Here is an 11,646-nt window from a genome sequence, read left to right on the forward strand (position 1 = left end):
CAGATAGTAACAGGGGATTTCGCGCAAAAGCGGCTTTGGCTGCTGGTCCGTGGGAGCGAATTCATTCGCGAATGAATTCGCTCCCACAATGACTCTCCACGGCCCCCCTAACCCTCATGCGCGTGCTCGACCTTGGACGACTTTTTGCGATCCAGCCAGTCCGAGGCCTTCTCCACCAGCATGAAGAACATGGGGATCAGGAAGGTCGCCAGCACGGTGGCGGCGAGCATGCCGCCGATCACCCCGGTGCCGATGGAATGACGACTTGCCGAGCCGGCACCCGAGCTGATGGCCAGCGGCACGCAACCGAGGATGAAGGCCAGCGAGGTCATCACGATCGGGCGGAAGCGCAGCTTCGCAGCCTCAAGCGCGGCCTCCACCGGCCCCATGCCCTGTTCCCGGCAAAGCACGGCGAATTCGACGATGAGGATCGCGTTCTTCGCCCCCAGGCCGATCAGGGTCACCAGGCCGACCTGGAAGTACACGTCGTTCTGGATACCCCGCAACCACACGGCGAGGATCGCGCCGAACACTGCGAAGGGCACCGCGGTGACCACCGCCAGCGGCAGGGTCCAGCGCTCGTACTGGGCGGCAAGGATGAGGAACACCATGATCAGGCCGAAGATGAACGCCGTGCTACCGGAACCGTGAGTAGCCAGCTCCTGATACGCCGAGCCGATCCAGCCAAGGCTGTAGTCCTCACCCAGCACCTCGTTCGCCACTTCCTGCATCGCCTCCAGCGCCTGGCCGGAGCTGTAGCCAGGCGCCGGACCGCCGAGCACCTTGGCCGCCGGGTAGACGTTGAAACGGGCGTAGGAGTCCGGCCCCAGAATGCGCTCAACGCGCACCAGTGACGACAGCGGTACCAGGTCATCAGTGGTGGAACGCACATAGACCTGGCTGAGGTCATCCGGCTTGCGACGGAACTCCGGCTCCGACTGCAGGCTCACCTGCCAGGTACGGCCGTAGAGCGTGAAGTCGTTGACGTAGTAGCTGCCGAAGGTGGCCTGCATGGCGGTGAACACGTCGTTGATCGCCACGCCCAGGGCCCGTGCCTTGGTGCGGTCCAGGTCGATGTAGTACTGCGGCACGTTGGCGTTGAAGGTGGTGTTCACCCCGGCCAACTCGGGCCGCTTCGACGCCGCGGCAACGAACTTCTGCACGACCGCTTCCAGTTGCTGCACGGTGCCGCCGCTACGGTCCTGGATATAGGACTCGAAACCGCCGGTGGTACTCATGCCGGTGATGGGAGGCGGGTTGAACGACAGCACAATGCCGTCCTTCTGCCCGGCGCCCATGCCCATGAAAGTGTGCGTGAGGTTGCGCGCATCCAGTTCGGGCGTGGTGCGCTCGCTCCAGTCCTTCAGCGGCACGAAGGACACCCCGGCGTTGCTGCGCGTGCCGAAGGTGAGGATGTCGAAGCCGGCGAAGGTAACCACGTCCTGCACGGCCGGATGTTTCATCAGCTGCTCTCCGACGGCGCTGGTGAGCTCCTCGGTCCGGGTCAGGGAGGCTGCCGGCGGCAGGAAGTAGGCATTGAGCACGTAGCCCTGGTCTTCATCCGGCACCAGGGCGCCAGGCACCCGGCCGAAGAGGATGACCAGCAGGGCGAGCATGCCGCCAAACAGCAACAGGCCGATCAGCGACCGTTTGAGGAAGAACTGCACGCCAGCGCCATAGCCCGAGGTCATGCGCTCGAAGAAGCGGTTGAACCAGCGGAACGGCGCGGCCGGCTCGCCATGGCCAGGCTTGAGCATCAGGGCACAGAGAGCTGGCGAAAGCGTCAGCGCCACGATGCCGGAAATCACCACGGATACCGCAATGGTGATCGCGAACTGCTGGTACATCTGTCCTGCCAGACCGCCGAGGAAGCCTACCGGGATGAACACCGCACAGAGCACCAGCACGATGGCGATGATCGGCCCGGTCACCTCCTCCATGGCTTCGATCGCCGCTTCGCGCGGGCCGATCTTCTTCGTCGCCATCACCCGCTCGACGTTCTCGATCACCACGATGGCGTCGTCTACCACGATGCCGATGGCCAGCACCATGCCGAACAGCGTCAGCAGGTTGATGGAGAAACCGAGCACGTACATGCCGGCGAAGGTACCGACCAACGACACCGGGATCGCCAGCACCGGGATCAGCGTCGCCCGCCAGTTCTGCAGGAAGATGAAGACCACCAGCACCACCAGAATCAAGGCTTCGAAGAAGGTGTGGATCACCTCTTCGATCGACACCTCGACGAACTTGGTCGTGTCATAGGGGATCTTGTAGGCGATGCCCTCGGGGAAGCGCTTGGCCAGGCGTTCCATCGTGTTGTTGACCGCTTCGGCGGTATCCAGGGCGTTGGCACCCGGTTGCAGGTAGATACCGAAGGCGGCGTTCTGCTGGCCGTTCAGGGAGGTCATGAGGGAGTAGTCCTGGGCCCCCAGCTCCACGCGCGCCACATCTTTGAGCAACAGGCTGGCGCCGGTGGCGTCGGAACGCAGGATGACGCCCTCGAACTCCTTGGGATCGGTGAAGCGACCCTGGGTGGTCACCGTGTAGGTGAAGTCCTGGGGCTGGTTGAGCGGTTGCTGGCCAAAGCTGCCGGCGGCGAACTGGGAGTTCTGCTCGCGGATGGCGCTGACCACGTCGCTGGGTGTGAGGTCGTACTGCGCCAGCTTGTCCGGCCGCAGCCAGATACGCATGGAATAGTCCTTGGAGCCGAACTGGCTGGCATCGCCCACGCCGGGAATCCGCTTCAACTCGTCGATCACGTTGATCAGCGCGTAGTTGCTGATAAAGATCGGGTCACGGGAGTTGTCCGGCGAAAAGAGGGTGACCACCTGGAGGATGTCGGAGGATTTCTTCTCCACCTTCACGCCCTGCCGGCGCACCTCTTCGGGCAACTTGGCGAGCGCGGCCTGGACCTTGTTGTTGACGTCGATGGTGGCCTGGTCGGGGTCGCGGCCCACTTCGAAATACACGGTCAGGCTCATGGCACCACTGCTGTCGGAGTTGGACAGCTGGTAGATCATGCCCTCGACGCCGTTGATTTCCTGCTCGAGAGGGGCGGCAACCGTTTCTGCGATCACCTGGGAACTGGCACCGGGATAGACCGCAGAGACCGACACTTGCGGCGGGAGGATTTCGGGGTACTGGGCGATCGGCAGCGCGCGCATGGCGGCAAGGCCGGCGAGCACGATCACGATGGAGATGACCGCAGCGAAGACCGGGCGGTCGATAAAGAAGCGCGAGATCACGTTAGGCGCTCCTTCAGGATTGCTTGGCGGATTGTTCGGCCGGGGCCTGGCTGGCCTCCACGGCCTTTACCGGCGAGTCGGGGCGGACCTTGGGCAGACCTTCGACTATCACCCGGTCGCCAGTCGAGACGCCGGACTCGATCACCCAGCGACCGTCGCGGGTATCACCGGTCTTGACCTGGCGCACCCGCGCCATGCCGTCCTTGTCCACCACGTAGACGAAGGTGCCGCGCGGCCCCTGTGCAAGGGCACGTTCGGGGAGAGTGATGGCCTGAGGCCGCGTGAAGCCCTTCACCAGCACGCGCACGAACATACCGGGCAACAGCTTCTGCTCCGGATTGGGTACCACGGCGCGCGCACTGACGGTACCGGTGCCGGTGTTGACGAAACTGTCGGTGAAGTCGACCCGGCCGGAGAGCGGGTAGGTGGAACCGTCGCCAAACCTCAGATCAGCACTGAGCAATCCGTCCGGCGGCAACTCGACCTTGCCGTTCTTCACACCTTCGCGCAGGCGCTCGGCCTCGGTATCGGGATAGGCGAAGTTGACGTAGATGGGATCGAGCTGGGTGAGTTGGGTCAGCAGGCTGCCATTCGGATCGCCTGCCACGATGAGGCTGCCCTCGGATCGGGTTTCCTTGCTGGTCATGCCGGAAATGGGCGCTTCCACCGTGGTGTAGTCGAGGTCGATCTGACGGGCCTTCACCTCAGCCTGGGCGGCCTCGACGTTGGCCTTGCTCTGCTCGAAGTTGGAAATCGCGTTATCCAGTTCGCTTTCGCTGGCGAACCCCTTCTTCTGCAACTCGCGGGTTCGCTTGAGGTCGCGCTCGGTCTGCCGGTAGCGCGCCTGTTCCTGGGCCAGCGCGCCCTTGGCCCGAGCCAGGGCGGCTTCGTAGGTACGTGGGTCGATACGGAACAGAATCTGGCCCTGCTTCACCCGGCTGCCTTCGGTGTAGGTGCGTTGCTGGAGGATGCCGCTGACTTGCGCCCGGACCTCCACTTCACGGAATCCCGCTGTACGCCCGGCATACTCGAGGACAAGCGGGAGCGGCGCGGCCTTGGCGGTCTCCACCACCACTTCGGGGGCCGGTGGTGCGCCACCCGGAGCATCAGCGGCACCGGCAAGGCCGGTAAAACTGGCGCTTGCGGCGAGAAGTGCAAGGCTGAAGGGAAGGCTGCGGGTTAACGGCATAAGGTGTCTCCATACGGTGCCGAATCGGCAAATGAAGCAGGCGCTGAGCTATACATTCATTTGTGTCTGTAACGGTCATGTACCAGCAAAATCGGTACACTCCGCTCCCCAAACAAGAAGCCTAGTCACTATTGGCCCAACTGCTATGCGCAGAACGAAAGAAGAAGCAGAGAAGACCCGGGGGGCGATCCTCGACGCCGCCGAACACCTTTTCCTGGAAAACGGCGTGGCACATACATCGCTGGAACAGATTGCCCGCGCCGCCGGGGTGACCCGTGGCGCGGTCTACTGGCACTTCCAGAACAAGGCCCACCTGTTCCACGAGATGCTCTCCCAGGTGCGCCTACCCCAGGAGCAGATGACCGAACGGCTTTGCGGGTGCAATGGCCAGGACCCGATGCTGTCGCTACGCGACCTGTGCCTGGAAGCCATCGTCAACCTGGCAAGGGACGAGCAGCGCAAACGCATCTTCAACATCCTGCTGCACCGCTGCGAATTCACCGAAGAGCTGCGCGAGGCCGAAGAGCGTCACTACGCCTTCGTCAATCAGTTCATCCAGCTCAGCGAAGCGCTGTTCGCCCGCCCCGCCTGCCACGAGCGCCTGCGCCCGGGCATTACGCCGTTAGTGGCGTCCCGGGCGGTGCATGGCTTGGTGATCGGCCTGTTCAGCGACTGGACCCGCGACCCCGCGCTGTTCGACCCGCTGACCGATGCCGAACCCATGGTGGACGCCTTGTTCCGGGGGCTGGTGAAGGATTGGGACTGAGAACCAAGGTGTTGGGAGCGAATGCATTCGCGATTGAAATCGCTCCCAAATCCAGGGGCCGGCCTCAGGCCGCCTCGGCCTGATAACCCTCTTCGCGGATCGCTTCCAGAACCTGCTCTTCGGCAAGCCGGCTGGCGACCCGCACTTCGCCGGCCGCCAGGTCCACCTGTACTTCAGCCGCCTGGTCGCGGGCCTGCACAGCCTGGGTGATGGCGCGGACGCAGTGCCCGCAAGACATGCCTTGAACCTTGAATACCTGCATGGTCGTTCTCCTCGTGAGTGGAACCTGACGCCAGTCTCATCCTTTCCACCGTGGCAAGGTCAAGGGCTGGTCCTACACTGGGTTGAACATCTTGCAGGAGACTTTCGCCATGTACGGCTTCCGACCTGCCCTGCTCGCTTTTCTGGCGGCACCGCTGCTGGCCCAGGCCCAGCCTCCGGTCGACTATGGCGTGCTGATCGTCTCCCGGGAGCGCCTGGAACTCGCCACCGCCTGCGACGTCGGCCTCTATCTGGAAGACCAGTTGGCCGCGCGGCTGGTGCAGGGTCAGATCGTTTCCTTCAACCTGCCGCCGGGACCCTTGTCGATCCGACTGAGCCTGCTCGGCCCCGGGCGCTGCAAGCCGGGGGTCGAACAGTTGCGCCAGCAGACCATCACGCTGATGGCCGGCGAGGTACGCAAATACCGCCTCGCGCAGAGCACCGAAGGCCTCTATCTGGTACCGACCGCCGCCGTGCAATGACCACTTGACCTTTCCCTCGTGTCAAGGTTGATCCTAGGTTCATGCCAAGGAGGATCGACCCATGACCAACCCAACCGCATTCGACCTGCCCATCTCCGGGATGACTTGCGCCAGCTGCGCCGGACGAGTGGAGCGCGCCCTGGCCAAAGTGCCCGGCGTGCAGGCCGCAAGCGTCAACCTGGCTACCGAACAGGCTCGTGTTAAAGCCTCGGGCGACAGCCTGCCGGCCCTGGTAGCGGCCGTGGAAGCCGCGGGCTACCAGGTGCCCGCCCAGCGGCTGGAACTGGCCATCGGCGGCATGACCTGCGCCAGCTGCGTCGGTCGCGTGGAGCGGGCCCTGCGCAAGGTGCCGGGCGTGGCCGACGTGACCGTGAACCTGGCCAGCGAACGCGCCCACCTGCAAATCTTCGGCCCCCCCGACGGCACCCGCCTGGTCCAGGCGGTGGAAGCCGCCGGCTATACCGCCAGCCTTGTGGATGAAGATCAGCCACCAGTGGATGACACCGAAGCTCGCCTAAGCCGTGAACGCTGGGCCGTCCTGCTTGCCCTCGCCCTGGCGCTGCCACTGGTGGTCCCCATGCTGCTGGAATGGTTCGGCCTGCACTGGATGCTGCCGGCCTGGGCACAGTTCGCCCTGGCCACGCCCGTGCAGTTCATCCTTGGCGCACGCTTCTACCGCGCAGCCTGGAAAGCGGTGAAAGCAGGCGCCGGCAACATGGACTTGCTGGTGGCCATTGGCACCAGCGCCGGCTATGGCCTCAGCCTCTATCAATGGTGGACCGCGCATCCCGGCCACACACCGCATCTCTACTTCGAAGCCTCAGCCGTGGTGATTGCCCTGGTTCTGCTGGGCAAATATCTGGAAAGCCGGGCCAAACGTCAGACCAGCGCCGCCATCCGCGCCCTGGAAGCCCTGCGCCCGGAACGCGCCACTCGCCTTAGGGATGGCCGCGAGGAGGACGTCGCCATCGCCGCTTTGCAACTTGGTGACCTGCTGGTGGTGAAGCCCGGCGAGCGCTTCCCCGCCGACGGCGAGGTCAGCGAAGGGCAAAGCCACGCCGACGAAGCGCTGATCAGCGGCGAGAGCCTGCCGGTGCCCAAGCAGCCCGGCGACCGCGTCACGGCAGGAGCCATCAACGGCGAAGGGCGTCTGCTGGTGCGTACCACGGCACTTGGTGGTGAGACCGTGCTGGCGCGAATCATCCGCCTGGTCGAAGACGCACAGGCGGCCAAGGCGCCCATCCAGAAGCTGGTGGACCGCGTCAGCCAGGTGTTCGTCCCGGCGGTAATGCTGACTGCCCTGGCCACTCTTGCCGGCTGGTTGTTGGCCGGTGCCGGCATCGAGACCGCGCTGATCAATGCCGTTGCGGTGCTGGTCATCGCCTGCCCCTGTGCACTTGGCCTCGCCACTCCCACCGCGATCATGGCCGGAACCGGCGTGGCGGCACGCCACGGAATCCTGATCAAGGACGCCGAAGCCCTGGAAGTTGCTCACGCCGTGACGGCCGTGGCCTTCGACAAGACCGGCACTCTCACCTCCGGCACCCCGCGCATCGCTCACCTTGTTGCGGCGCATGGCGACGAGAACGAGCTGCTGCAACTGGCCGGAGCGCTGCAACGCGGCAGTGAACACCCGCTCGCCAAAGCGGTGCTGGATACCTGCGTCGATCGCGGCCTGGACGCTCCCAACGTGGACGACAGTCGTGCCTTGGCCGGCCGCGGGATCCAAGGCAGGGTGAACGGCCGCCTGCTGGCCCTGGGAAACCGTCGTTTGCTGGATGAACAGCAGCTTGCGGCAGGCGACCTGGCCAGCCAGGCCAAAGAATGGGAGACCGAGGGACGCACTCTGTCGTGGTTGCTGGAGCTGCAACCGGAGCCGCGTGTGCTCGGCCTCTTCGCCTTCGGTGACACCCTCAAGGATGGCGCTGCACAGGCTGTCACGACCCTGCGCGAGCGGGATATCCACAGTCACCTGATCACCGGCGATAACCGCGGCAGTGCGCGGGTGGTGGCCGAGGCCCTGGGCATCGACTCGGTACACGCCGAGGTGCTGCCGGCGGACAAGGCCGCCACAGTGGCAGCGCTCAAAGCCCGGGGGGCAGTAGTAGCAATGGTTGGCGACGGCATCAACGACGCCCCGGCCCTGGCCGCCGCCGACGTCGGCATCGCCATGGGCGGCGGTACGGACGTGGCCATGCACGCCGCCGGTATCACCCTGATGCGCGGCGACCCGCGCCTTGTTCCAGCGGCCCTGGATATCTCCCGCCGGACCTATGCGAAGATTCGCCAGAACCTGTTCTGGGCCTTCATCTACAACCTGATCGGCATCCCCCTGGCCGCCGCCGGCCTGCTCAGCCCCGTAGTGGCGGGTGCGGCCATGGCGCTGTCCAGTGTCAGCGTGGTGAGCAATGCACTGCTGCTGAAGACTTGGAAGCCGGACGATTGACACCCATTTCCGCAGGAACCAGCTTGCTTGCGAGGGTTCGCGAGCAAGCTCGCTCCTACGGTCGCGGCCCCGCAAGAGAGGAAACGCCAATGAACATCGGCCAAGCGGCGAAGAAAAGCGGGCTGACCGCGAAGATGATTCGCTACTACGAAGGCATCGGCCTGCTGCCGGAAGCCGGACGCACCGACAGCGGCTACCGCCAGTACAACAGCCAGGACCTGCACACCCTGGCGTTCATAAAACGCTCGCGGGACCTCGGATTTTCACTGGAGGAAGTGGGCCGGCTGCTGGAGCTCTGGCAAGACCGCCAGCGCGCCAGCGCCGATGTGAAGGAGCTGGCCCGCGACCATATCGAAGCGCTGAACCGCAAGATCTCCGAGCTCGCGGGTCTGCGCGACACGCTTCAGGAGCTGGTGGATCACTGCCAGGGCGACCATCGCCCGGATTGCCCGATCCTCAAGGACCTGGAGTCAGGCGGCTGCTGCCACTGAAGGTGCGCCCCAACAAGCCCTTGGGCAGTACGGTGATTGCCAGCCCTACGAACACCAGCACGCATGCCAGCCAGCCGGTGGCACTGAGTTCCTCGCCCAAAAGCAACCAGCCGGACAGCAGCCCCGACACCGGCACCGCCAGGGCGAAGGGTGTCACCAGGCTGGCCGGATAGCGCTGCAGCAGGAAGCTCCAGAGGCCAAAGCCCACGGTGGTGGCGAGGAAGGCGATGTAGACCAGCGCGCCGATGCCGCCCCAGCTCGGGTGGCTCAACGCGCTGGCAATGGCTTCGGGGCCTTCGAAGACATAGGAGAGCAGCAGCAAGGGCAGCGGCGGGATCAGGCTGACCCAGCAGATCAACCGCAGCATGTCCTTCGCGCCGCTGCGTTTGGTGGCGATATTGGCGAAGGCCCAGGCCAGCGCCGCGGCAATCACCAGCATGAACGCCAGCAGGCTGTCCCCCAATGGCCGGCCCAGGCCGATCAGCACCAGCCCGGATGCTGCCAGCAGGAGCCCCAGCAGGCCTCTACGGCTGGGCCGCTCGCCGAGAAATAGCGCCGCGATCAGGATGGTGAAGAACACCTGGCTCTGCAGCACCAGCGACGACAGCCCAGCCGGCATTCCCAGGTGCATGCCGACGAACAACAGGCCGAACTTGATCACGCCCAGTAGCAGGCCGATCTGCACGATGCGCCAGAACGGCGCCGGCATCGGTCCGCGCAGGAACAGCAGCGGCAGCGCCGCGAGGGCGAAGCGCAGCGCGCAGAACAGCAGCGGAGGGAAATCTTCCAGACCGACCTTGATCACCACGAAATTGACGCCCCAGATCAGGGTGACCAGCAGGGCCAGGAGAATGTGTGGAAGAGGCATGGCGAGGACTCCGGAAGTTCAGGCACACGCTAGCAGCCTGGCGGTCGGATGTAAGGACACAGAACGCTGGAAAAATCAGCAGGGGCTGTATGGCTGCCCTCCCCCCTATCCCGCACGCGGGAGAGGGGGCAGCTCGTGCCAGGGAGTTGGAATGTGCCTCCTGTAGGGGCGAATTCATTCGCCAGGCAGGCGAAGGACTGCCCTTCACTGCTGCGCCGTACCTGCCTGCCCTCCCCCGCCCTGCGCCCCTGTCCGATCGCTTCGCGCTCAGGCGTTCATCGGCCCCGGCAGCGGTGCTTCGGAAAGCGGGCTTCTTCACCCCAGAGGGAGAAGGGGCTGTCTGTGCCGAGGTCGATTCACGCGGAGTGCCGTGGGAGCGAATTCATTCGCGAAAGGCGACGGAACTCGCCCAACAAAAAGGCCGCATTGGCGGCCCTTCCGGTTCAGCTCGATCAGCTCAAGCCTGCGACTGCAGGTAGTTCTGCAGGCCGATGCGGTCGATCATGCCGAGCTGCTGTTCCAGCCAGTAGGCGTGATCTTCCTCGGTGTCCTTGAGCTGGGCGGCGAGGATGTCGCGGCTCATGTAGTCCTTGTGCTTCTCGCACAGGGCAATGCCCTTGCTCAGCGCGGCACGAACTTCATATTCCAGCTTGAGGTCGGCACGCAGCATGTCCGGCACGGTGTGGCCGGGATGAATGGTGCGCGGGCGCATGTCCGGAGTGGCTTCGAGGAAGAGGATGCGCTGCAGCAGGGCATCGGCGTGCTGGGTCTCTTCTTCCATCTCGTGGTTGATGCGTTCGAAGAGCTTGTTGAAGCCCCAGTCCTGGTACATCCGCGAATGCAGGAAGTACTGGTCACGGGCGGCCAGTTCACCGCGCAACAAGTCCTTGAGGTAATCAACCACTTCGGCTTGGCCTTGCATCTGCACATCTCCTGATAAAACCAATGAGCAAGGATCGTGCGCCGACCCTGCCAGGTCAAGTGACGGTCAGCCGCGCATCCAGGGTGGCGTTGGCTCTTCAAGCCCTTGCGGCGCGTCCTGCTCGGCCAGCGCCGCCTGGCGTCGGGCCTCGTCAGCCAGGGCCGCCTTGATTTCGCGCATCACCGCGTCCAGGTCGGCAGAGTCCTCGGGCTCGTCGAAGTGGCCGGTAAGCGGACTTTCCGGGGTCAGCTTGCCTTCCTCGAAGAGCGCCCACATTTCCTTGGCGTAGCGGGTGAACTTCAATTCGGGGGCGAACTGGCCGAAATACTCGGCCATATTGCCAACATCTCGCTCCAGCATGCGGAAGGCGTGGTTGTTGCCTGCCGCATCCACGGCCTGGGGCAGGTCGATGATGACCGGGCCGTAGGGGTCGAGTAGCACGTTGAACTCTGACAGGTCGCCATGGACCAGCCCGGCGCAGAGCATCTTGACGATCTCGCCGATCATGAAACCGTGGAACTCGCGCGCATCCTCCGGCGTCAAGTCGACATCGTTAAGGCGTGGCGCGGCATCGCCTTCACCGTCGCTGACCAGCTCCATGAGCAGTACGCCATCGAGGAAGTCGTAGGGCTTGGGTACCCGTACTCCGGCGTTGGCGAGTCTGAACAGCGCCGCCACCTCGGCGTTCTGCCAGGTTTCCTCGCGCTCGCGGCGGCCGTACTTCGAGCCCTTGGCCATGGCCCGGGCATCGCGGCTGTTACGCACCTTGCGGCCTTCCTGGTATTCGGCGGCCTGGCGGAAACCACGCTTGTTGGCCTCCTTGTAGACCTTGGCGCAACGCAGCTCACTGCCGCAGCGCACCACGTACACGGAGGCTTCCTTGCCGCTCATCAGCGGGCGCAGGACTTCATCGATCAGGCCATCTTCCAGCAATGGCTCAAGGCGTTTCGGGGTCTTCATGCAGGTGCTGCGA

Annotated in this window: 10 protein-coding genes; 4 read left to right on the forward strand and 6 right to left on the reverse strand. The window is 64.5% G+C overall.

The window, feature by feature from the left end:
• Positions 1 to 107: 107 nt before the first annotated feature.
• Both E8E75_RS04155 and E8E75_RS04160 read right to left on the reverse strand, forming a co-directional pair.
• The gene (locus E8E75_RS04155) at positions 108 to 3,248 is read right to left on the reverse strand and encodes an efflux RND transporter permease subunit (protein ID WP_120654398.1); all 3,141 of its coding nucleotides are present in this window, start codon (positions 3,246 to 3,248) and stop codon (positions 108 to 110) included.
• 13 nt (positions 3,249 to 3,261) lie between these two features.
• Positions 3,262 to 4,437: an efflux RND transporter periplasmic adaptor subunit gene (locus E8E75_RS04160; protein ID WP_120654397.1), complete on the reverse strand. Its 1,176-nt coding sequence runs from the start codon at positions 4,435 to 4,437 to the stop codon at positions 3,262 to 3,264.
• 145 nt (positions 4,438 to 4,582) lie between these two features.
• Between E8E75_RS04160 and E8E75_RS04165 the strand changes: the two genes are divergently transcribed.
• Positions 4,583 to 5,203: a TetR family transcriptional regulator gene (locus E8E75_RS04165; protein ID WP_120654396.1), complete on the forward strand. Its 621-nt coding sequence runs from the start codon at positions 4,583 to 4,585 to the stop codon at positions 5,201 to 5,203.
• 64 nt (positions 5,204 to 5,267) lie between these two features.
• Here the strand turns inward: E8E75_RS04165 and E8E75_RS04170 are convergent, their stop codons facing one another.
• Entirely contained in the window at positions 5,268 to 5,465 is a 198-nt protein-coding gene (locus tag E8E75_RS04170; protein ID WP_069085773.1) for a cation transporter, read from the reverse strand.
• 109 nt (positions 5,466 to 5,574) lie between these two features.
• On the opposite strand from E8E75_RS04170, the gene E8E75_RS04175 reads away from it, so the two are divergent.
• The 3 genes from E8E75_RS04175 to cueR all read left to right on the forward strand — a co-directional run bounded on the left by E8E75_RS04175 (position 5,575) and on the right by cueR (position 8,883).
• Positions 5,575 to 5,946 (forward strand): hypothetical protein, encoded by a 372-nt coding sequence (locus E8E75_RS04175; RefSeq protein ID WP_120654395.1) that lies wholly within the window; start codon positions 5,575 to 5,577, stop codon positions 5,944 to 5,946.
• A gap of 61 nt (positions 5,947 to 6,007) precedes the next feature.
• Positions 6,008 to 8,392: a heavy metal translocating P-type ATPase gene (locus tag E8E75_RS04180; RefSeq protein WP_153920619.1), complete on the forward strand. Its 2,385-nt coding sequence runs from the start codon at positions 6,008 to 6,010 to the stop codon at positions 8,390 to 8,392.
• A gap of 89 nt (positions 8,393 to 8,481) precedes the next feature.
• The gene (gene cueR / locus E8E75_RS04185; protein WP_120654393.1) at positions 8,482 to 8,883 is read left to right on the forward strand and encodes a Cu(I)-responsive transcriptional regulator; all 402 of its coding nucleotides are present in this window, start codon (positions 8,482 to 8,484) and stop codon (positions 8,881 to 8,883) included.
• Here the strand turns inward: cueR and E8E75_RS04190 are convergent.
• The 3 genes from E8E75_RS04190 to E8E75_RS04200 all read right to left on the reverse strand — a co-directional run bounded on the left by E8E75_RS04190 (position 8,849) and on the right by E8E75_RS04200 (position 11,633).
• Positions 8,849 to 9,751: an EamA family transporter gene (locus E8E75_RS04190; RefSeq protein WP_153920621.1), complete on the reverse strand. Its 903-nt coding sequence runs from the start codon at positions 9,749 to 9,751 to the stop codon at positions 8,849 to 8,851. The genes cueR and E8E75_RS04190 overlap by 35 nt on opposite strands.
• A gap of 457 nt (positions 9,752 to 10,208) precedes the next feature.
• Entirely contained in the window at positions 10,209 to 10,673 is a 465-nt protein-coding gene (bfr, locus tag E8E75_RS04195) for a bacterioferritin (RefSeq protein WP_120654391.1), read from the reverse strand.
• Positions 10,674 to 10,739: 66 nt separating this feature from the next.
• Positions 10,740 to 11,633, reverse strand: a complete 894-nt coding sequence (locus tag E8E75_RS04200; protein WP_120654390.1) for a PA4780 family RIO1-like protein kinase — start codon at positions 11,631 to 11,633, stop codon at positions 10,740 to 10,742.
• Positions 11,634 to 11,646 lie beyond the last annotated feature (13 nt).

It is taken from the genome of Pseudomonas sp. BN606 (genome assembly GCF_029873115.1).
Taxonomy (GTDB): Bacteria; Pseudomonadota; Gammaproteobacteria; order Pseudomonadales; family Pseudomonadaceae; genus Metapseudomonas.

Bases quoted from the DNA above. Each gene is read 5' to 3' on its own strand.
- E8E75_RS04160 (WP_120654397.1), bottom strand. From the start codon at position 4,437: ATGCCGTTAACCCGCAGCCTTCCCTTCAGCCTTGCACTTCTCGCCGCA.
- E8E75_RS04165 (WP_120654396.1), top strand. From the start codon at position 4,583: ATGCGCAGAACGAAAGAAGAAGCAGAGAAGACCCGGGGGGCGATCCTC.
- E8E75_RS04170 (WP_069085773.1), bottom strand. From the start codon at position 5,465: ATGCAGGTATTCAAGGTTCAAGGCATGTCTTGCGGGCACTGCGTCCGC.
- E8E75_RS04175 (WP_120654395.1), top strand. From the start codon at position 5,575: ATGTACGGCTTCCGACCTGCCCTGCTCGCTTTTCTGGCGGCACCGCTG.
- E8E75_RS04180 (WP_153920619.1), top strand. From the start codon at position 6,008: ATGACCAACCCAACCGCATTCGACCTGCCCATCTCCGGGATGACTTGC.
- cueR (WP_120654393.1), top strand. From the start codon at position 8,482: ATGAACATCGGCCAAGCGGCGAAGAAAAGCGGGCTGACCGCGAAGATG.
- E8E75_RS04190 (WP_153920621.1), bottom strand. From the start codon at position 9,751: ATGCCTCTTCCACACATTCTCCTGGCCCTGCTGGTCACCCTGATCTGG.
- bfr (WP_120654391.1), bottom strand. From the start codon at position 10,673: ATGCAAGGCCAAGCCGAAGTGGTTGATTACCTCAAGGACTTGTTGCGC.
- E8E75_RS04200 (WP_120654390.1), bottom strand. From the start codon at position 11,633: ATGAAGACCCCGAAACGCCTTGAGCCATTGCTGGAAGATGGCCTGATC.